This is a genomic window from Aquibacillus salsiterrae, from assembly GCF_028416595.1.
Classification (GTDB): Bacteria; Bacillota; Bacilli; order Bacillales; family Amphibacillaceae; genus Aquibacillus_A; species Aquibacillus_A salsiterrae.
On sequence record NZ_JAMQKC010000002.1, the window covers coordinates 454,320 to 475,048 of the forward strand.

Genomic DNA, 20,729 nt, shown 5'->3' on the forward strand with positions numbered 1-20,729 from the left:
ACGTTACCTCCTTTGTTATTAATTTTTTAAAGTTAATGATTATATTACCTATCATAGCGCTTACACGTGTGGTTTGAAAATACTAAGTTTAACTTGCACTAGTACAAGTCATATGCTACATTAACTATATGTAATAGTGCGTCTTAGGAGGTGTACGCAACATGGCAGGAGTTGCGATAACGTTATTAGTAATTGATGCAATAGCTCTTATAATCCTAGTCCTTCTTCAATCTGGTAAAAGTGCTGGTTTGTCTGGTGCAATTTCAGGTGGGGCAGAGCAATTGTTTGGTAAACAAAAGGCACGTGGTATTGATGCAGTATTGCATCGTGCAACCGTTGTGGCAGGAGCATTATTGTTTGTCTTAACTTTCTTGTTAGGCTATGTCATATAAGGATAATCATAAACCCCTTACTAATTTAAAGTAGGGGGTTTTGTTCATTTTTCATAGGGGATTACTCATGAAAAATCAATGTTTGTGTATTTTAGGAAAGACTTTGATACGATAGTGGTAGAAAAGTGACAGAGGAGATGAACGTTTCAACATGAAAATAAAACAACCTCAACCATTTACGTTTGAAGCAGGTAAACGTGCGGTATTATTACTACATGGATTTACTGGTCATACTGCTGATGTACGAATGCTAGGAAGATATTTGCAAAAACAAGGCTATACGTGCCATGCACCAATTTATCGTGGACACGGTGCACCTCCAGAAGAGTTAATCAAGGCTACCCCAGAACAGTGGTGGGAAGATGTTTTAAAGGCAATCGATCATTTACGACGAATCGGACATCGTAAAATTGCCGTTGCGGGATTGTCGCTCGGTGGTGTCTTAGGTTTAAAACTTGCATACTCTGAGGCAATAACGGGCGTTATGCCGATGTGTGCTCCTATGTTTTTTGATAACGAAACACAACTTACTAAAGGATTTAAACAATTTGCTACCGAATATAAACAATTAGAGAAGAAAGATGAGACGACAATTGTGCAAGAGGTGGACACATTATTGGCAAACTCCAAAGCTTTATTTGATGAATTGGGTGGGTTGATTAAAGAAGTCAAGGCAAATGTCGATACGATTTATACGCCTACCTTTGTCGTCCAAGCACGAAACGACCAGATGATTAATACATCAAGTGCTACATACATCTACGAGAATGTTGAATCAGATAAGAAGGATATCAAATGGTATGAAGAGTCAGGTCACGTAATCACATTAGATAAAGAAAAAGAACAACTCCATGAAGATATCTATCGATTTTTAGAATCATTGGAATGGAATTAGCCAATAATAAAGACAAACTTGTCAAAAATAAAGGAAGGTGAGCGCTTGAATAGTAATGAAATGAAACAGGTCATCTTGGATTACTTCAGGGACAATGCATCTAAACCTTTGTCTGTTCAAGAGATCGAGGAGATATTAGATTCACAAGATGCTGACCAATTTACGACGCTAATGAAAGTACTTAATGAATTAGAAGAGTCAGGAGAATTAGTTCGAACTAGAAAAAATAGGTATGGTCCACCGGAAAGAATGAATTTGATTCGAGGGAAAATTCAAATGCATGCGAAAGGTTTCGCATTTCTAATTCCTGATGATGAAGACCAGGACGATGTGTATATTAACCATGCTGACCTACAATCAGCAATGAATAATGACCGCGTGTTAGTTCGGATCGATGGTCGTGACGAACTAGGAAAACGACCAGAGGGTGTTGTTATCCGTATTTTAGAAAGGGCTGTGACCGAGTTAGTTGGTACGTATGACGATAACGGAGCATTCGGTTTTGTCATAGCCGATGACAAGCGGATTACAAATGATATTTTTATCCCGAAAAATGCTTCCAAGGGTGCTGTTAACGGACATAAGGTAATTGTTAGAATTACTAAATATCCAGAGGCACGAATGAGCGCTGAAGGGGAAGTTGTTCAAATCCTAGGGCATAAGAATGATCCTGGTATGGATATCATTTCTATAATTTATAAACACGGGATTGCGATTGATTTTCCAGAAGAGGTATTGCAGCAAGCTGCTAACACTCCAGACCAAATCAAGCCTTCGGAAATTGAAAATCGTCGTGACCTTCGGGATGAAAAGATTGTGACGATTGACGGTGCAGATGCTAAAGACTTGGATGATGCTGTTACCGTGAAAAAGTTAGCAAATGGCAACTATAAACTTGGGGTCTATATTGCTGATGTTTCCTATTATGTTGAGGAAGGCTCCCCAATTGATAAAGAAGCGGCAGATCGTGCTACTAGTGTTTATTTGGTGGATCGTGTTATTCCAATGATTCCTCACCGCTTATCAAATGGGATTTGCTCCTTGAATCCGCAAGTGGACCGTCTAACATTAGGGTGTGAAATGGAAATCAATCAACGTGGAGAAGTTGTTAATCACGAAATTTTCCAAAGTGTAATCCGAACTAATGAACGAATGACGTACCATGATGTTAATCGAATCCTAGTAGACAAAGATGAGAAATTGATTGAGCATTATAAAGAATTGGTGCCTATGTTCCAAGACATGGAGGAACTGGCCTCTATCTTGCGGAAAAAACGGTTCGGACGTGGAGCAATCGACTTTGACTTTAAAGAAGCAAAAGTGCTTGTCGACGATGACGGAAAAGCAACAGATGTCGTCATTCGGGAACGTTCAGTTGCTGAGCGGTTGATTGAAGAGTTCATGTTAGCTGCTAATGAAACAGTTGCGGAACATTTCCATTGGATGGATGTTCCATTTATTCATCGTATTCACGAAGACCCTGACCCGGCTAAACTACAAAGCTTTTTTGAGTTTATTGCCACATTAGGCTATGTCGTAAAAGGGACATCAAATGAAATCCACCCACAAGCATTACAAAAGGTACTAGAAGAAGTCCAAGGTGAGCAAGAGGAAATGATTATATCTAAGCTAATGCTTCGTTCGATGAAACAGGCAAAATATGATCCGCAAAGTATTGGTCACTTTGGCCTTGCAACCGATTTTTATACACATTTTACTTCACCAATAAGACGGTATCCGGATTTAATTGTTCACCGCCTGATTCGTACCTATTTAGTAAATAAACAGCTCGATGCAAAAACGAGAAATCATTGGAAAGATAAAATGCCTGAAATCGCCAAACATTCTTCGGATAAGGAACGAGCTGCAGTTGATGCGGAACGTGAAACAGATGATTTAAAGAAAGCAGAATATATGCAGGATAAAATCGGCGAAGAGTTTGATGGGGTAATTAGCTCAGTAACAAATTTTGGATTGTTTGTGGAACTTCCGAACACGATCGAAGGCCTTGTGCATGTAAGCTATTTAACTGATGATTATTATCACTTTGATGAACGATCTCACGCAATGATCGGGGAGCGTACAGGTAACATCTTCCGAGTTGGTGATGAAATTACAGTTAAAGTAGCCAATGTTAATTTGGAAGAACGAGTAATTGACTTTGAAGTTGTTGGAATGAAACCGCGCAAGGAACGAATTACTTTTGACAGGCCAAAAGTAATCTCTACTCGTAAAGCGACTGCCAAACAAGGTGGTCCGAAACTAGGTGGCGGTTCCGGAAGAAAGCCAAGAGGAAATGTAGGCCCTCCGAAAGGGGCACCCAAGAATAAAAAAAGCGGGAAAAAGCGGAAAAAAAGATAGGGGTGGAAGACGCGTCTCCTTTTCCCTTTTTAAAGGACTCATCAAGAGCTATCCAGCTTCAGCGCCTAGTCCGCCTAAGGTTATAAGACAATCCCTTCTGTGGCAAAGAGCGCCACGTAGGTCTTGTCTTATGCCTGCCTTAGTCTAGCAAGGCGCCCTGTGCTTCTTAAAGTTGAAATATCGTTATTTTATCTGTTAAAATAAGTTGCACGGATAAAATAGGAGGAAGCGGTTATGCCAAAAGGTCAAGGGAAAGTATTAGCCCAAAACAGAAAAGCGAGTCATGACTTTTTTATTGAAGAGACATATGAAGCTGGTATTGTTCTTCAGGGAACAGAAATAAAATCTATTCGAAATGGAAGAGTTAACATGAAGGATAGCTTTGCCCGCGTGGATCACCGAGGGGAAGCATGGTTACACAACCTGCATATATCGCCATATGAGCAAGGAAATCGGTTTAATCATGACCCTACACGTGCAAGAAAGCTGTTGCTACATCGTAAAGAAATTGATAAGTTAATCGGTGAAACCCAACAGCAAGGGTATTCACTTATTCCTTTAAAGATGTATATTAAAAATGGGGTAGCGAAAGTTTTAATTGGCCTTGGTAGGGGTAAAAAGAAATACGATAAGCGTGAAGATTTAAAACAGAAGCAAGCGAAGCGTGACATTGACAGGGCGATTAAAAGTAGCTTACAGTAAAAGGCACTACCAGTCATTACCAACGCAGAAGACTTGAAAAGTTTATGTGATTTGTTATAATGAAATATGTCGATATTAGACATAACAACTTAATAAGCAAGAAAGCTCATATTCTTGTTTTCCGCACGACCCTTTTATCATGGGGACGTTACGGATTCGACAGGGGTAGGTCGAGCTCAGGTTGCGTGCCGAGGTTACGACTCGTAAAACGTTAACGCCAATAATAACTGGCAAAGAAAACAATTACTCTTTAGCAGCTGCGTAAGTAGCACTAAAGGATCCTTCCTACCATCGCCCATGTGGTAGATAGAAGGGTCTCAAATGAAGTGGGCTACGCTATCGTCCTCCGCCTGAGGATGGATAGAAGAGATTAATCAGGCTAGCTGCTAGGAAGCCAGTTGGTAGGCTGAATAGTAAGCGAATGATAATATATCAACTATGCATGTAGACGCCTGAGTGCCGATACCTCTGGACGTGGGTTCGATTCCCACCGTCTCCACCAATACATAATTGGTGGTTTTTTTGTGTTTTCATTTTGATGTTAAGCATTTAGGAATCCATCCAGAAAAAGTTGCTTACGTTTAATTGTGCTGCATATTAACCATCTAAATGTCGATATGTGATAAAGTGTGCATATATTGACATCAGTAGTTGCTACAACTACAATAAATATGAATGATGATGATTTTTATATGTTAATATGTTTATATGAGAATATTTACAATAAACAATATAATATATCGCTAAGTTGATGTATGATCACTCGCATTGTTGTACGGTGAGAGTGAGAATGCAACATACTTTACGATAGCTAATTTTTATAAAGTGTAAAGGAGGGAATTTCGTGTTTGGACAAGTCATGTCTTCTTATGATTTTACTGATTTCTGGGATTTGAAGTGGATGATATTAGCTGGCTTGATTGGGGCTATCTATCTGTTGCTCACCGGAACTTTCAGGAAATACTTTGAGCAATCAAAGCCAGTAAAACTTTATCGAAAGGTGCTTTTTTTGTCAGGCATAGTAATAGGCTACATAACAATTGGTGGGCCGTTAAGCATACTTAGTTCCTATTTATTCAGCGTACATATGTTATCAATGTCATTGCTTTACTTTGTCATGCCTCCGCTTATTTTCTTCGGTATTCCCGATTGGATGTTAAGGCCACTATTTAACGTAGGGGTAATAAAGAAAATTGTCACAGCCTGTAATCGTCCTTGGATAATTGTTGTTGTATTTAATGCGTTAGTATCCTTTTACCATTTCCCAATTATCTTTGATTATTTTACTGAAAACCCTGGGTTAGGCTTATTAGCACGTACAATTATGCTGATTATGGCGTATTGTATGTGGTGGAACATCATTTGTCCATTACCAGAAATGGAGTTGTTTAGCGATTTATTAAAACTGGGGTATATTTTACTGAATGTCGTGTTGTTATATCCTGTTTGCGTGATGATTATGTTTTCAAGTTCACTCATGTTCCATGCCTACACCGGTGTTCCACAGCTATTTGGCTTTTTACCGCCGCTTGAAGATCAACGAGCAGGTGGGATATTCATGAATGTCATACAGGAATTCACATTAGCCATCATACTCTTACCAATTGTTTATCGATGGGTGCAAAAACAGAAAGCATTACATCATAAAGTAGACCCGCTCCCGAGTGAGGATAATGGAAAGTGAGTTAAACTTAAGAGTGAAGTACCGTTTATCCCTGGTAGCTGTTTTTTGTATAATGTAATAAAAAACAGTTGGTTAGGATGAAAAAAGATGCTCATAACAACGGCAGGAAGATCGACAAGTGAATTAACAACGAAAGCGAAAGCATTAGCTGCTTCTTATTCTATTCGATACATTGAAAGAACTGGTGTTTCTGTTGCGTCTTTGAAAGACAGGTATCAGGCAGATATTGTCGTCGTTGGAAAAAATCAACTGTATATATCCCCACTACAAAATGGTGCTAAATTATTCTTTCATCCTAATCTTGCCATGGTTAGGGCGAAGCGGCTTTTTAAAGGAGAAGCTGATCCTTTTATTCAAGCAACAAAATTAAAAGAAGGTATGTCCTTATTAGACTGTACACTAGGACTTGCTTCAGATAGCATTATTGCAAGTATTGCAGTTAGCGAAAGGGGAGTAGTAACAGGTATTGAGGGTAGTCATTTACTATACTTTTTAATTAAAGAGGGATTACAGTCCGTCTCAACTACATCAAAGCCATTTGACCAGGCTATGAGAAGGATTAACGTTGTTCATAGTGATCATTTGTTATATTTAAAAAAGCTAGAAACTAATTCATTTGATGTTGTCTATATCGATCCAATGTTCCAAACTGGCATTGATACATCCGACGGGATCAATGTGATTAGAGAACAGACACTATCTAGCGATATATCTTTTGAGCTGATTGAGGAAGCCAAACGAGTTGCCAAATCTCGGGTAGTTATCAAAGATCATTGGAAAAGTAAACGATTCGTCGAACTAGGTTTTACGCAACAAAAGCGAAAAACCTCCTTGTTTCACTATGGAATAATTGAGTTATAAATGTACTCTTATTCATAGATAAGAAGATCCCAGGGCTGTTTGGCCTCGGCTCAATTTTCTTTCTGTTATGTCAGAAATGACTTTAACAGTCTAGTTAAAAAACTAGAAATAAGGTATGATGATAATTAAAGTTTTTTAACGAAATAGAACGCTAGGAGGTCACCGGTGTAAAATGCAGAAACAATCTTTGCAACAGGAAAAAAGCATTGTCCTTATCGGCTTTATGGGGGTCGGGAAAACAACAGTTGGACAACGTCTCGCGGATCAATTAAAGCGGACGTTTGTTGATATAGATGAGGAAATTGAAAAGGAATTTGGTATGCCACCATCCGACATTTTTAAAGTCCACGGTGAAAAAGCTTTTAGACAAAAGGAAAAGGAACTGATTGAGCGATACAGTCGTAAGTCAAATAAAGTGCTATCCTTAGGGGGAGGAGCTTTTTTGCAAACAGAGGTACGTGACGTTTGTTTGGAAAATTGTCTGGTTGTTTTTCTCAGTCTATCGTGGGAACAGTGGCAAGAGCGGGTAAGTTTGATTATTGATAGTCGTCCGGTACTACAAGGTAAAAGCGAGGAAGAGATGGAGCAACTGTATCATGACAGGCAGAAAATCTATGGTTCACATCATATCGAGGTCGAAACAGACAACAAAAGTGTTGACGATGTTGCAGAAGAGGTAATTCATAAGTTCACAAAAATGTAAACAAGGGGTGAAGGAATGCAAGTTGTCAAGGTAAAGGATATTACGATAGGGGAAGGACGTCCGAAAATCTGTGTCCCTTTGGTTGGACGGTCCGTTGAAGAATTAGTCGCCGAGGCACAATACATCAATGCTTTAGCTATTGATGTCGTAGAGTGGCGTGTCGACTTTTTTGAAAAAGTCGATCAATTGGCTAGCGTTTCAGAAGCACTTGCAAGCATACGAGCAATCATTCAAGATGTTCCTCTTATCTTTACATTTCGAACGGCCCAAGAAGGTGGAGAAAGGGAAATTTCCGTATCAGACTATGTTGCATTGAATAAGACGATCATTAGAACTGGATTAATTGACCTTGTTGATGTGGAATTATTTCTAGACAAAACAGCGGTAAAAGAGCTAATTGATGAAGCGCATCAACATCAGGTATTTGTGATCGTCTCAAACCATGATTTTACGAAGACGCCGGATAAAGAAGAAATCGTTTCTCGACTTAAACAGGCTCAAGCAATTGGTGCAGATATACCAAAAATTGCCGTCATGCCTAGGAACCGGACAGATGTCCTAACGCTATTAGATGCTACATTAACAATGCATCAACAATTTGCTGACAGACCCATTATTACGATGTCGATGGCGGGCCAAGGAGTGATTAGTCGTTTAGCTGGTGAAGTATTTGGTTCTGCAATAACCTTTGCAGCGGCCAAGAAGGCTTCTGCACCTGGACAGGTTTCGGTAGACGATTTAAGGCATTCACTTGAGTTATTGCATCAAGGCTTTGTCGGATAAAGGATGCTTTCCATTTCTAGATAACCTTTTACTAGCTCAAGGCGCCTAGCCCGCTTAAGCTTGCCTTAGGGGTGGGCAAGGCGCGACTTGTGCTTTTCTTATGTTCAAGTTGATTTGGCTATAGCGCAGGATGCTCGTTCTTTTAATTCTGGATGAATGGTTTGAATAGTTGGGACACTGTCTTTCTCATCCATTAGCATAAAAACAGTTGTGACAATCTCTTTTGCAATCACATCGATAGGTGGCCCGATGCTCGTCAAAGGTGTTTCTAAATTGGCCATTTGTGGAATATTGTCATAGCCAATTACTGAAATGTCTTTTGGAATGATTAAGTCCTTCTCGCGTAATGCCCGAATAATTCCGGCACTAATGTCATAGCTACTACCAATCACGGCAGTAGGAAGAGTTGAATCTGTCTCCACTAGTCTCTTCGTTGCATGATACCCATCATACCAATCCAATCCGCCCGTATTTACAATTGTGTGCGGGGTAACTGGCAAATTATATTTTTCAAAAGCTTCTAAAAAGCCTTCATATTTTTCGATTTGACGTTGATCAACTGGTGAAAAATCACCAACAAACGATATCCGTTTATGGCCGAGATCAACTAAATACTTTACGCCTAACAACATGGCTTGTCTGTAGTTTACATCAACAAAAGGGATCTCGTTGTTTAGCGCAGTTCCATACGATATGATTGGTAGATTGGCAAAAACAGAAGCGTCCATCTTTTGCTTTGTTTCTTCAAAAACGATAACTGCATCAATTTGAAATCGTTTAAACATTTCAATCGCTGTTGATGCTGAGTTTATCGACAGAATCATTGAATATCCATGCTTTTCAATTTCTTCTTTTATTTTTGTTACTAAGGTAGAAAGGGCAACTCTTTCTACTGTCGGCCAAACTAAACCAATGGTGTGGGACTGTTTTTGCACAAGTCTTCTAGCGGCAAAGTTTGGTTCATAGCCTTGTTCTTTTGCAATCCGGATAATTTTAGCTTTTGTGTTAGGCTTTACTAACGGACTATTGTTTAAAGCCTTCGAAACAGTTGAGTAACTCACCCCAGCGAGTTCAGCAATGTCTTTTATTGTTATACTCATATACATCCCTCAGTATTTTAAGATAATAATGTTAAGATCAAGTACAATTACTGGTTGTTCTTCTCTAGGAAATGGGCGCTTTTCTTCTTTTGAAGTGAAGTTACCTCCCGAATGAACTAGAAAAAGATAGAAAATATAATCCACATGATGAAAGATAACATGTAAAGTCAGCTACGCTTTGCGCTTTTCTTATAAATAACAACGTTGTTTAATTATAAATAATCACAATCAAAATAACAAGACCAAAATTCATGAATAGCGTAATAGTCATTGTTCTTTTGGATAATTTATTGTATAGTATATGGTAGCGGTTACATCACTTTTGTTTTCTCACGGTAATAGGATGCGCGGTTGTCCGGTGGGGATGGAATAAGTTGATTTTCTATAACAACGTTGTTATGTAAAGAGGAGGGACCTGAATGAATATTGATTTAAACGGAAAGAATGCATTAGTTACGGGTGCAGGAAGCGGGATAGGTAAAAAAGTAGCAATGGATTTAGCTAGTTGTGGAGCTAATGTTGTTGTCCATTATGGAAGTAACAAACAAGGTGCAGATGAAGCGGTACAGATGATTAAAAGTTATGGAGTAAAGGTGTTGGCAATCCAAGCCGATGTATTAAAAAAAGACGAGGTAGAGTCACTTGTTCAACAATCGGCAGACTTCTTTGGTGGAACTATTGATATTTTAGTAAATAATGCTGGTGGATTGGTGAAGCGAACATTAATCGAGGAGACAGAGGAAGAATTATGGCACCGTATCATAGATTTAAACCTGACAAGTGCGTTTTTAGTAACAAAAGCAGTTATTCCATTCATGAAGAAAGCTGGAGGTTCGATCGTTAACATGACTTCACTTGCTGCGCAAAATGGAGGAGGTCATGGAGCGATACCTTATGCTACTTCTAAAGCAGGGTTAATGACTTTTTCAAAAGGTTTAGCTAAGGAGCTTGCGCCGTTTAACATACGAGTAAACAATGTATCACCTGGGTTAATCGGAGAAACAAGTTTCCATGATACATTTACGCCTAATGATGCTCGAAAAAAAACGGTTGAAGGCTTACCAATTCAACGTGAAGGTGTTCCGACGGATGTAAGTGGAACAGTTGTTTACCTAGCTTCTGAGTGGAGTAGTTATATAACTGGAGAAACAATTGAAATTAATGGTGGTGCGTTGATGAGATAAATAAAGATTGATAAAGGGGTGCACGTCTAATAAGACAGTGCACCCCTTAACTTCTTGTTTATTCCAAAGTTAACTTTTTTGTTTGACGCACTTTTTCAATAACCTTTTAAGCTGTACAAAAATACAGTATAAATAGGTAACGGATACTAGTGATAAAATGGTATAATAGATACTGTAAAGAAACTAGCGAGATTACTTCTTTGTATGTAACTTGGACTCATACTATAAAGCTGACAACAGAGAAATGGGCGGAGGAACAAAAAGTAAGCTCCGATTTATATGACAAACTAAGTGGGGAACTTCATGAGAGTACAGATTATCTTTTTAACTATATGTTTTATGTTTATTGCAATTTTAATTCCACCGAGTGCATTGGCTGAAGAGGAAACAACTCCAAGCAATTTGTTGACAGAATCTGTCATATTATTAGACGCAAAATCTGAACAAGTTCTCTACGAAAAAAATAGTGAGAAGTCAATGTATCCAGCTAGCTTAACCAAAATCGCAACTGCAATTTATGCAATCGAAACCGGAAATTTAAATGATATTGTGACAGTTAGTAAAAAAGCAAGACAGGTAGAGGGAACCCGTGTGTATCTAGAGGAAGGTGAACAGGTTACTTTATTAAAGCTTGTAAAAGGTTTATTGATTAATTCCGGTAATGATGCAGGAATTGCCATTGCTGAACATATCGATGGTAATTTAGATAAATTCGAAGTTAGCATTAACGATTATTTAAAAAATAAAGTTGGTTTAGAAAATACGTATTTTACTAATCCACACGGACTATACGATCCAAAGCATCAAACAACTGCTTATGATTTAGCTAAGTTAACCCAATATGCAATGAAAAATGACCTATTTCGTGAGATTATTGGGACAAAGGAAATGAAATGGATCGGTAAAGGATGGAAAACAACGTTATACCATCATCATAAGTTAATGCGGGAAATGCCTTATGAGGGAATAACTGGTGGTAAAACGGGCTTTGTCGATCAATCCGGTTATACGCTAATGACTACAGCTGAGCGGGACAATCTCTCCTTGATTGTTATCTCGATGAACGGCATTCAACCGATGGATACCTATAATGATACGATTCAACTGCTTGATTATGGGTTTCTAACTTTTGGCACAAAACTTATTGCTCGAGGTAGTGAATATAAGAATGATACAGGTGATACCTATACACTAGCAGACAATCAGTACGTAACCACCTACAAAGACAAGGATATGATTACAAAATTATCTGAGGATGGGACATTGATCGTTAATGAAGGTGATGCACTCTTAAAAGCAGAAATTCCACTTCAACAAGAAGTAAAAGAAAGTACTGTCGTCAATGTGTCGGAAGAGGAAAAGCCTGAAAATGAGCAGACAGTTGAAGGAAAGTCTTCGTCAAATTATTCAGTTAACAGCTTTCTATTATTTATATTTCTGATCATAATTATTTGTTCTTCATTTATAATTAAACGGAAAAAAAATGCATAAAAGCGATGGATCCGCTGTGGATACCGTCGTTTTTTTTTTTTTTTTATAAGGTGAGAAAGTTATAAAAAATCCAAGAATGGATAACATTCAGCGACAGCCACGTCCAGCTTCGCTTTTCTATGAATTCTAATTCCAGCTAGCGAAATAACACGAAACTATTTTGTAATTCAATAGGTATGATTTTTTATTACAATCAAATAATACAAGTAAAATAGAACACGAAAGAGGATATTTGCTTAGCTAACTATTATGGAAGAGTCTTTAGTGGCTAATACACAAATAATCGAGGAGGATGTGTCCATGTCAAATAAAAACAAAATACTGGTTCCGGAAGCACGGAAAGAACTCGACCTGCTAAAGGCAAGGGTTGCTGGGACAAGTAATCCGAACGAGGCGAAATATGAAATTGCAAAAGAACAAGGTATCCATCTGAATAAGGGATATAACGGAAATATTAAAGCACAAGACGCTGGTAAAGTTGGCGGAAACCTTGGCGGTAATATGGTGAAAGAAATGATTAAAATGGCCAAACAACAAATGCAGAACAAGAATCAAGGATAAAGTGACAGTTTATTTTTTCTTACAAGATAGGAAAGTTTAAGCAGAAAATCTATGTGGCAAAGAGCGCCACATAGATTTTCTGCTTAAACTTGTCTGCCGCTTTTCAGGTCTAACCAGGCGCCCTGCGCTTTTCTTTGTCCAGCTCCAGCGCCTAGCCCCTCGGGGTCATAAGACAATCCCTTCTGTGGCAAAGACCGCCACGTCAGGGCTTGTCTTATGCCTGTCGGGTCTGACCAGGCGCCTGCGCTTTTCTTTGTCCAGCTCCGGCGCCTAGCCCCTCGGGGTCATAAGACAAGCCCTTCTGTGGCAAAGACCGCCACGTCAGGGCTTGTCTTATGCCTGTCGGGTCTGACCAGGCGCCTGCGCTTTTCTTTTTAGCAATACTGTTGGTAAGCTTTAACTAAGCTATTTACAATCTCTTCCATCTCATATCCTTCGATTTCTTCTCTGGGAATGAAGTGGAGGACTTGGCCGTTTTTCATCAGTGCCATAGATGGAGATGATGGTTCAATTCCTTCAAAATAATCTCTCATTCGTGCCGTTGCTTCTCTGTCTTGGCCAGCAAAAACGGTAACCAATTGGTTAGGTTTTTTGTCACCTTTTAATGATTCACGTACCGCAGGTCGAGCTAATCCTGCAGCACACCCACAAACGGAATTTACAACAACTAAAGATGTTCCCTCCATTGTTGAGACAAATTCATCTACCTCTTCTGGTGTCGTTAACTCTTCGAAACCTGCTGTTATTAGCTCATCTCTCATCGGTTGAGAAACCTCTTTCATATACTGCTCATATGGATTCATCGTATTTCCTCCTCAAATTTCGATTGGACTATATAAAAAGGACAATGGTGAAAGCTGTTAAGTATGGGAACTTTTATTTTCATTAGAATGTTAAGACTCAATTGTGTTTCGTTTCCTTAGTTGCTTGCGTCATCTGATGCCATACAGAACCCTTTGCTTCTTCGCCACCTTTAATTCGCTGAAGTGCCATGTTCACTTGCATGCGAACTTCGAATTCTGGATCATCTACAGCTGCTTCTAATGACGGAATTGCAGCTTCATCTCCAAGCTCATATAAAAACATCGCTGCTCGCCACCGAACTAACCTGTTAGAGTCAGCGAGTGATTCTATCATTTTTGGTATTGCCTCCGTAAACCCAAGGTCCGAAAGACAATCCCCGGCTGTTCTTCTGACAGTAACTGCTTTATCCTTTAATGCTTTATATAAATAGGGCAAAACCTCTGGTGCTTCGATCATTCCTAAGTAGGCTGTTGCCAATCGACGAATTGCTGCTTTTTCATCATCCAATGCCTTACCTAAGATATCTAATGTCTCAAGCGATGGCTCAAGACGGTCAAGGGCAGCATAACGAACTTTCCAATCATCACTATTAAAGCTATCAATTGTAATAGGAGGTTGCTTTTTAGTGTTAATGTCACTTGCGTTTTGATCAAAGGCATGTGCTACTAATTGTGTTAACCTCTCCTTATCAAAACTTGCAGAAAGCTCATCAACTACCTCTTGTCCAATCTCATCAATTGCACCGTAACGCGGACGTTGTTCCATCCACTTTCGTTCCATCACAACGTTCGGGGAAGCTTCTGCTGCCTTCATTACCGCCTCCATAAATCGGTCTGGTAGTCCGAATCGTTTTTCTATGTCAGCTTCTTCTAGTTTTACCTGGATAGGGATGCCCCGAAATTGTTGAATAAATACCTTTATTTCACCATAAGCGGTGTCACTTACCTCCGCCTTTTCATTAGAGTAGAAATCAGCGATGTTTTCTTCTGTTCCTAGCACTTCTCTTACGTGAGGCAGGATTGATTCCCAGGCTATTTTGGGATTCCTTTCAAGTGCAATAAAATCGATGACTCGATAGATCCCCTTTACACCCTCTATTGCAAAAAGCTTCTGGATATAATCAGGAGCCGTTTCTAAATCGTCACCAAGTTTGTAGCTCGAATTTTCACCCATTGGCAATGTTTCCGTTACATTTATTTTCATCGAATGAGGACTTGGCGTTGGCTCGATGGAAACAATCTTCAAAGGAATACCCCCTTAAGTTGTATAGCTATTAGTGATTCTAACAAAGTTTCTTGAATGTTTCCATCATGGTGTTTCTATACTAGATTAACCTGTAACCAACCTCTTACACCATTAATAAACCAAATTCGTTCATAAGTCATTAATTCTTGTTTTAAAATAATTTTTTCCATAATTTTCCCCTGTTCTAAAAGGTGCTGCCTAAACGTTCCCGCTAGTAATCCACTACCAATAGGCGGAGTATAAAAATGGCCATCTTTTTCTACGACGAGGTTACCAATTGTAAACTCGGTGCATTCTTCATTTTCATTCCATAGAAGTGTAGAGAAAACGTTTGTTGGTACATGGGATGTATGCCGTTGGTATGTTTGTCTATTTGTCGTTTTATGGTATAAGAAAACATCGTCACGATTGACAGGTTCTAAAGCTATCGAACATACCACAGGTTGGGTCATGTAAGTAAGAGGAATACTTTCTATAGCTACAGTACCGTCTACATCCACTGTCATTCTTACCTTATGGTCGCCGGTTGAAAAGGAATTTGCTGTTTGCTTAAGCTGATTGATAATTTCTTCCTGTTGTAGTTTAAAGCCGAAATACGAAGCGGATTTGCTAATTCGTTTCAAATGATAAGATAAAAGTGGATATTCGCCATTCTTTAAAAGCAGTGATTCTAGTAAGTGGAACGACTGCCTTTTTGCAGTTAATAGCATAGCTTTTGTATATAATTCCTCATATTCACCCGTTGCAGTTGAATCCCACGTTACCCCACTACCAACACCATAACTAGCAGATTTTTTTTCGCGATCAACTACTACAGTACGAATTGGAACATTGAAAACAGCCTTTTGCTTATTTGGTGAAATAAACCCGATCGCTCCACAATACACTTCACGCGGTGACTGCTCTAGTTCTGCAATATAATCCATCGTCCGAATTTTAGGTGCCCCTGTTATCGAACCACAAGGAAACAGTGCTTTAAACCAATCAAATACGGTTGTATCCTGCTCAAGCTCTGCATTAATTTCGGAAGTCATTTGGTGGACAGTAGGGTAGGTTTCCACCGAAAATAAATTGCTCACATTAACCGTGCCTGGTTTTGCGATTCTTCCTAAGTCGTTGCGCAACAAATCAACGATCATTAAATTTTCTGCCATTTCTTTTTCCGAATTTACAAGGGTTTCAATATTGTTCTCATCCTCTTCTAAAAATTTCCCGCGTTTAGCCGTGCCTTTCATTGGCTTTGTTGTAACCTTACCTTGGTCAATCTGGAAAAAAAGTTCAGGTGAAGCAGAAAGAATACGAAATCTCCCAATATTTAAATAGGCACTGTAGGATGATTGTTGATTGTGTGCAATTTGCTTGTAAAAACTGTAATCATTACCGTCAAAATCAGCCCGAAGTTTCGTTGTATAGTTAATTTGATACGTATCACCATTTTCAATTGCCTCTTTAATGGAATCAATCCCTGCCTGGTACTCGTCAAAATGTGCAGTCAGCACCCAATCTGATACATGGTAATCACTAGAACTAGAAAGCAGTTGATCTTTTGTTGGTTTGTCGAAAACACCAAACCATATAAGAGGAAGATCACCTGGTTGCCGGTGTACCTTAGACCTCGGTTCAAACGCTGGGGCAGCTTCATAGGAAACGAAACCTGCAACATAAAAACCATTAGCTGAATCTTGTTCAATCGCAGAAAATAGTGACTTAATCTCTTCTAAATCATAGGTCTGATAAATACGAATCGGTTGATGAAAGTTTATTCTATTTACCTGGTTATTTTCTCCGGTGAAATCAAATTGAAGAAAAGGATTCATGATTGGCTGCACCTCTTTTTTTCTTCCACGCAAGGGCTTGCTTATAGCAGTTTGTTATCATTTGAAACCCATGCTCAGTAAGAATGGACTCTGGGTGAAATTGGATCCCCTCGACAGGGTAATGTGTATGTCTAGTTCCCATGATAACACCATCAGTAGTCATCGAACTAATGGTTAGCTCCTTAGGGAATCCATTCATCGTAGCAACCAATGAGTGGTAACGGGTAACTTTTGTCGGGGATGGTATTCCTACATATGCACCTTTACCGTCATGACTAAGCATGGAAACCTTCCCATGCATTGGTTGTGCCCCTTTTTCAATAATTCCACCAAAAAATTCGACAATTAACTGAAATCCGAGGCATATCCCTAAAATGGGCACGTGTTGATAAAATTCCGTCAAAATTTGTCCGCTGTTTCCTGAGTCACTAGGTCTTCCTGGACCAGGAGATAAGACAATAAGGTCAGGTTTTAAAGTTCTCACATCCTCAGGTGTAATCTCGTCGTTTCGCAAGACAGTAACATGTGAATCTAGTTGTTTAAAATATTGATAAAGGTTGTAGGTGAAGGAATCATAATTATCAATGATTGTAATCATGAGAGCACCTCTTTACATTTTTTTGGACTATCACGCACAATTATATCGTGATAGCAGCTACAAGTCGATGAGTACGGGCTTTTATGTTAATTATATAAACAGCTAACAAAATTTATCGGTATTTTCTGAAGTGAAACCTAAAACATAAAGATAGAACGTATGGATTCATTCCAAACGTTCTATTAATTCGGGAACACTTTATACGCTAATTGGTCAGGAAGCATAGGGATCTTTTCGCTTTATCACTTCATTTTTGAAGATGGCGATATAAGGCATAAACCACTTGATAAACATCCCTGTGAATAATGCATTAATTATCGTTCCAATTCCAATCGCGCCATCAAAGAAATAAGCCAAGATGACAAGTGCGATGCTGATAAGTGCTCTTGAATAAGTAACACTCATGCCCGTAAGTTCTGATATGACTAACATCGACCGGTCCATCGGATTTGGAGCAAATTTAGATTGTAAGTAGGTTGCTACCCCTATTGCAATTAAAGTAATACCAATAATAAGTGCTATCCATTTAGTAAAGTAAGAAGATGGAACAATGATAGAATTAAGTAAAAAAATCCACATATCAATCCCTAATCCCGTAATTAAAGATGTTAACAGTGCCAAGTATTCTGGGGCTTTTTTCTGTGCAAAGGCATTCCCAACTACCATAGTCAACCCAACAACAACTTCAAAGCTTCCAATCGTTAACCCGAATGTTCTGTGTAAACCAACGAGTAGCGCGTCAAATGGTGAAGCACCTAATTTTGATAGGATAGTTAATGCAATTCCGAGTGTGAAAATAAGAATACCTGTCACATAAAATAAAAAACCTTCTCGAATCCATCTCAAGTTGTTCACTTCCCTACTCTGAAACTTTCATGCCTCAATACTATACCAAATGGTAAATCAAATGGATACTTAAATTAGTTCGCGAGTATCTAACTGGAATAAATAGGAATGCTTAGGTATCATTATCTATGAGTACTAGATTAAATATTATAAAAAGTGGAGTGAGAATAAGATGGCAGATTTGTTTGAACCTTTTGTGAAAAATGAACGACAACAACGATTACTTGATAAAGCAGCAAGAATTGCCGACAAGGTGAAAGCACGAGTTCCAGAAAGTGAAGAAAAAGCAACCTTTCCGTTAGAAAATCTTCAGGATTTAAAGGCTGAAAACTTCGTGTCTCTTCCATTACCAAAAGAGTACGGCGGGGAGAATATAAGTCTTTACGAAATGTTACTTATGCAGGAACGTTTAGCAGTTGGTGATGGGTCTACTTCATTATCGATTGGATGGCACATGGGAATCATGATGGAACTGAGTGAACAAACGCTATGGACTAAAGATAAATTTGAGCTAATTGCCAAAGAAGTAGGTGAGAATAAGAAAGTCGTTAATCGTGCAGCATCAGAAGCAGCAACTGGTAGTCCGACTCGTGGAGGAATTCCGGAAACAAAAGCTATTCGTGAAGGAAACCACTATATTATTAATGGTAGAAAGATATTTACAACAATGGCCAGTGTATTAGATTATTATATTGTTTCTGCGTTTGTAGAGGATAAACAGGCTATCGGTTGGTTTTTAATTGCTAAGGATACACCAGGAGTATCTGTTGAGCACACTTGGAATACAATGGGGATGCGTGGAACTGGAAGTGATGATTTACTATTAGAAAATGTAAAGCTTCACGAAGACTTACTCGTTGAAATAAGTGAAGGGAAGCAAAAACCTGCGCCTAAAGGCTGGCTTCTCCATATTCCAGCATGTTATTTAGGAATCGCTATTGCAGCAAGAAATGATGCGATTGATTTTGCAAAAAACTTTCAACCAAACAGTTTAAAGACTACTATTTCTGAAGTACCTCATGTGAAACAAAAAATTGGCGAAATGGATTTGAAACTCTTACATGCTCGTAATTTCATGTATTCCATTGCTGAAAAATGGGATAATCAACCGGAAAAACGGGCTTCCTTAGGTTCGGAGTTAGCTGTTGTAAAAATAGTTGCTACGAATGTTGCAAGTGAAGTTGTAGACCTGGCCATGCGAATTGTCGGGGGACGAGGTCTTTCAAAAAACTACCGTTTCGAACAGTATTATCGTGATGTTAGAGCAGGTTTACATAATCCGCCAATGGACGATATGGTCATCCAGATGTTAGCAAGCCAGGCATTAAAGGATTAAATAAATAAAATGCTCTTTTCTTAGCTCTAGCTAAACCTCTTCAAGCATCAACATTTTTCAATAGCAGGAATACACTATACTATAGCAAAGCTTTCACCATTATAGTACAAAAATGGTCCTACGAAAGGCAACAGGAGGGTTTGGATTGGCAACGTTAATTGTAAACCCAAAACAATTGTACGGGTATGAACAGCTTCAAAAAGATCTTGCTAAACTGGAAACCACATATCAAGGTTTACTTTCCACACAAATAATTGGAAAATCTGTTGATCATCGAAATATTTATGCTGTTAAGTTAGGGAATGGTAAATCAGAAATATTTTTGAATGGTGCACATCATGCACGTGAATGGTTAACGACCTCCTTACTAATGAACATGATTGATGTATATTGTAAGGCTTATGTTGAGGAAGAATCTATAGGTGAATTTGATGTTAGAAACATTTTAGATAATACGACAATATGGTTCGTGCCGATGGTAAATCCTGATGGTGTGGAATTGGTTCAAAAGGGACATGAGAACGCGAAAAACCCTGAATTTTTACTCGAATTAAACGACGGACAGCGAGACTTTTCTTCATGGAAAGCTAATATTAGAGGGGTAGATTTAAATCGCCAATATCCTGCTGATTGGGGAAATATTGCAGATGATGTTGGTCAGCCTGCGCCAATGATGTTCAAGGGGAATAGTCCACTTAGTGAACCAGAAACTAAAGCCGTTTATGAGTTTACGTTAGCTCACGATTTTAAACTTGCGGTGGCCTATCATTCATCGGGAGAGGAATTGTTTTGGAAGTACAATGCAACTGGACAGCTACTTAAGACAGCTAGAAAGCTTGCAGATAAAATTGTAGAAAAAACCGGTTATGACTTGGTATTTCCTGGAGACAATCCTAGTGGTGGTGGGTACACAGATTGGTTCATCGATTCATTAAAAAGGCCAGCGTTCACCCCTGAAATTTCCCCATTAGTCGGCCCTAGACCAGTCCCACTAAGTAACTATGATAAGATTTGGCAGGATAACAAAGAGATAGGATTACTGTTAGCTGCTGAGATCGGGAAAAAGTATGTCACGTGAAGAATAACTTTCGTATACGGAAGCCGTCCTGAAAATAGACACATCTGAGCGCATGGGTTTAATCCATGCGCTTTACTATTTTTGGTGTGGACGTTATGACAATACAATGCAGACTTGTGGTCAATCGTTTTAAATGTTCTATAGCGTCTTGTTTAAAAAATAAGGTAACTATTCAGGTACTCAGAAAAAACGCATGGCAAAAAGGGGTGCGGAGCACCCCTGAAAAATAATTGTAATTAGAGAGGTAAGAAAGGCTTTCCCTCTAGTGCTGCTTCGATCCCCTTCATG

General features: G+C 38.9%; 19 protein-coding genes and 1 other RNA gene. 14 read left to right on the forward strand and 6 right to left on the reverse strand.

The window, feature by feature from the left end; all coding sequences use genetic code 11:
- Positions 1–161 precede the first annotated feature (161 nt).
- The 9 genes from secG to aroD all read left to right on the forward strand — a co-directional run bounded on the left by secG (position 162) and on the right by aroD (position 8,381).
- Positions 162–392, forward strand: a complete 231-nt coding sequence (secG, locus tag NC799_RS04585; RefSeq protein WP_272445177.1) for a preprotein translocase subunit SecG — start codon at positions 162–164, stop codon at positions 390–392.
- 151 nt (positions 393–543) lie between these two features.
- On the forward strand, positions 544–1,287 hold the full coding sequence (locus tag NC799_RS04590) for an alpha/beta hydrolase (RefSeq protein ID WP_272445178.1): 744 nt from the start codon (positions 544–546) through the stop codon (positions 1,285–1,287).
- A 60-nt stretch (positions 1,288–1,347) separates the two neighbouring features.
- A complete protein-coding gene (gene rnr / locus NC799_RS04595; protein ID WP_272445211.1) occupies positions 1,348–3,648 on the forward strand; it encodes a ribonuclease R in 2,301 nt (766 codons plus the stop codon).
- Between the two features lie 234 nt (positions 3,649–3,882).
- Complete coding sequence (gene smpB, locus NC799_RS04600; protein WP_272445179.1) at positions 3,883–4,350, forward strand: SsrA-binding protein SmpB; 468 nt, start codon at positions 3,883–3,885, stop codon at positions 4,348–4,350.
- Between the two features lie 141 nt (positions 4,351–4,491).
- Positions 4,492–4,852: a transfer-messenger RNA gene (gene ssrA, locus NC799_RS04605) on the forward strand.
- A gap of 342 nt (positions 4,853–5,194) precedes the next feature.
- Positions 5,195–6,034: a cytochrome c oxidase assembly protein gene (locus NC799_RS04610; RefSeq protein ID WP_272445180.1), complete on the forward strand. Its 840-nt coding sequence runs from the start codon at positions 5,195–5,197 to the stop codon at positions 6,032–6,034.
- Between the two features lie 87 nt (positions 6,035–6,121).
- Positions 6,122–6,895: a class I SAM-dependent methyltransferase gene (locus NC799_RS04615; RefSeq protein ID WP_272445181.1), complete on the forward strand. Its 774-nt coding sequence runs from the start codon at positions 6,122–6,124 to the stop codon at positions 6,893–6,895.
- Positions 6,896–7,067: 172 nt separating this feature from the next.
- Entirely contained in the window at positions 7,068–7,598 is a 531-nt protein-coding gene (locus NC799_RS04620) for a shikimate kinase (protein WP_272445182.1), read from the forward strand.
- Positions 7,599–7,613: 15 nt separating this feature from the next.
- Positions 7,614–8,381: a type I 3-dehydroquinate dehydratase gene (gene aroD, locus NC799_RS04625; protein WP_272445183.1), complete on the forward strand. Its 768-nt coding sequence runs from the start codon at positions 7,614–7,616 to the stop codon at positions 8,379–8,381.
- 104 nt (positions 8,382–8,485) lie between these two features.
- Here aroD and NC799_RS04630 read toward each other — a convergent pair whose 3' ends face one another.
- The gene (locus tag NC799_RS04630) at positions 8,486–9,481 is read right to left on the reverse strand and encodes a LacI family DNA-binding transcriptional regulator (protein ID WP_272445184.1); all 996 of its coding nucleotides are present in this window, start codon (positions 9,479–9,481) and stop codon (positions 8,486–8,488) included.
- A 419-nt stretch (positions 9,482–9,900) separates the two neighbouring features.
- Between NC799_RS04630 and NC799_RS04635 the strand changes: the two genes are divergently transcribed.
- The 3 genes from NC799_RS04635 to NC799_RS04645 all read left to right on the forward strand — a co-directional run bounded on the left by NC799_RS04635 (position 9,901) and on the right by NC799_RS04645 (position 12,717).
- Positions 9,901–10,665 (forward strand): SDR family NAD(P)-dependent oxidoreductase, encoded by a 765-nt coding sequence (locus tag NC799_RS04635; protein ID WP_272445185.1) that lies wholly within the window; start codon positions 9,901–9,903, stop codon positions 10,663–10,665.
- Between the two features lie 303 nt (positions 10,666–10,968).
- Positions 10,969–12,156: a D-alanyl-D-alanine carboxypeptidase family protein gene (locus NC799_RS04640; RefSeq protein WP_272445186.1), complete on the forward strand. Its 1,188-nt coding sequence runs from the start codon at positions 10,969–10,971 to the stop codon at positions 12,154–12,156.
- 300 nt (positions 12,157–12,456) lie between these two features.
- Positions 12,457–12,717 carry an alpha/beta-type small acid-soluble spore protein gene (locus tag NC799_RS04645; RefSeq protein WP_272445187.1) on the forward strand — a complete coding sequence of 87 codons (261 nt, stop codon included), beginning with the start codon at positions 12,457–12,459 and terminating at the stop codon, positions 12,715–12,717.
- A 374-nt stretch (positions 12,718–13,091) separates the two neighbouring features.
- Here NC799_RS04645 and NC799_RS04650 read toward each other — a convergent pair whose 3' ends face one another.
- From NC799_RS04650 to NC799_RS04670, 5 genes are all read right to left on the reverse strand, one after another.
- On the reverse strand, positions 13,092–13,520 hold the full coding sequence (locus tag NC799_RS04650; protein ID WP_272445188.1) for a BrxA/BrxB family bacilliredoxin: 429 nt from the start codon (positions 13,518–13,520) through the stop codon (positions 13,092–13,094).
- Between the two features lie 97 nt (positions 13,521–13,617).
- Positions 13,618–14,766, reverse strand: a complete 1,149-nt coding sequence (locus NC799_RS04655) for a conserved virulence factor C family protein (RefSeq protein WP_272445189.1) — start codon at positions 14,764–14,766, stop codon at positions 13,618–13,620.
- 74 nt (positions 14,767–14,840) lie between these two features.
- Positions 14,841–16,583, reverse strand: coding sequence for an aminodeoxychorismate synthase component I (gene pabB, locus NC799_RS04660; RefSeq protein ID WP_272445190.1), 1,743 nt, complete (start codon positions 16,581–16,583; stop codon positions 14,841–14,843).
- Entirely contained in the window at positions 16,561–17,181 is a 621-nt protein-coding gene (locus tag NC799_RS04665; RefSeq protein ID WP_272445191.1) for an anthranilate synthase component II, read from the reverse strand. The genes pabB and NC799_RS04665 overlap by 23 nt, the downstream gene beginning before the upstream one ends.
- Positions 17,182–17,394: 213 nt before the next feature.
- Entirely contained in the window at positions 17,395–18,027 is a 633-nt protein-coding gene (locus NC799_RS04670; RefSeq protein ID WP_272445192.1) for a YczE/YyaS/YitT family protein, read from the reverse strand.
- Between the two features lie 172 nt (positions 18,028–18,199).
- On the opposite strand from NC799_RS04670, the gene NC799_RS04675 reads away from it, so the two are divergent.
- Both NC799_RS04675 and NC799_RS04680 read left to right on the forward strand, forming a co-directional pair.
- Positions 18,200–19,363 (forward strand): acyl-CoA dehydrogenase family protein, encoded by a 1,164-nt coding sequence (locus NC799_RS04675; RefSeq protein WP_272445193.1) that lies wholly within the window; start codon positions 18,200–18,202, stop codon positions 19,361–19,363.
- A gap of 145 nt (positions 19,364–19,508) precedes the next feature.
- Entirely contained in the window at positions 19,509–20,441 is a 933-nt protein-coding gene (locus NC799_RS04680) for a M14 family metallopeptidase (protein ID WP_272445194.1), read from the forward strand.
- The last annotated feature ends 288 nt before the right edge of the window (positions 20,442–20,729 follow it).

What these genes read in the sequence shown, in the direction of transcription:
- NC799_RS04620 (WP_272445182.1), top strand. Translation starts at nt 7,068, where the DNA reads ATGCAGAAACAATCTTTGCAACAGGAAAAAAGCATTGTCCTTATCGGC.
- pabB (WP_272445190.1), bottom strand. Translation starts at nt 16,583, where the DNA reads ATGAATCCTTTTCTTCAATTTGATTTCACCGGAGAAAATAACCAGGTA.
- NC799_RS04645 (WP_272445187.1), top strand. Translation starts at nt 12,457, where the DNA reads ATGTCAAATAAAAACAAAATACTGGTTCCGGAAGCACGGAAAGAACTC.
- secG (WP_272445177.1), top strand. Translation starts at nt 162, where the DNA reads ATGGCAGGAGTTGCGATAACGTTATTAGTAATTGATGCAATAGCTCTT.
- NC799_RS04590 (WP_272445178.1), top strand. Translation starts at nt 544, where the DNA reads ATGAAAATAAAACAACCTCAACCATTTACGTTTGAAGCAGGTAAACGT.
- NC799_RS04630 (WP_272445184.1), bottom strand. Translation starts at nt 9,481, where the DNA reads ATGAGTATAACAATAAAAGACATTGCTGAACTCGCTGGGGTGAGTTAC.
- smpB (WP_272445179.1), top strand. Translation starts at nt 3,883, where the DNA reads ATGCCAAAAGGTCAAGGGAAAGTATTAGCCCAAAACAGAAAAGCGAGT.
- rnr (WP_272445211.1), top strand. Translation starts at nt 1,348, where the DNA reads ATGAAACAGGTCATCTTGGATTACTTCAGGGACAATGCATCTAAACCT.
- NC799_RS04650 (WP_272445188.1), bottom strand. Translation starts at nt 13,520, where the DNA reads ATGAATCCATATGAGCAGTATATGAAAGAGGTTTCTCAACCGATGAGA.
- NC799_RS04615 (WP_272445181.1), top strand. Translation starts at nt 6,122, where the DNA reads ATGCTCATAACAACGGCAGGAAGATCGACAAGTGAATTAACAACGAAA.
- NC799_RS04665 (WP_272445191.1), bottom strand. Translation starts at nt 17,181, where the DNA reads ATGATTACAATCATTGATAATTATGATTCCTTCACCTACAACCTTTAT.
- aroD (WP_272445183.1), top strand. Translation starts at nt 7,614, where the DNA reads ATGCAAGTTGTCAAGGTAAAGGATATTACGATAGGGGAAGGACGTCCG.
- NC799_RS04640 (WP_272445186.1), top strand. Translation starts at nt 10,969, where the DNA reads ATGAGAGTACAGATTATCTTTTTAACTATATGTTTTATGTTTATTGCA.
- NC799_RS04635 (WP_272445185.1), top strand. Translation starts at nt 9,901, where the DNA reads ATGAATATTGATTTAAACGGAAAGAATGCATTAGTTACGGGTGCAGGA.
- NC799_RS04675 (WP_272445193.1), top strand. Translation starts at nt 18,200, where the DNA reads ATGGCAGATTTGTTTGAACCTTTTGTGAAAAATGAACGACAACAACGA.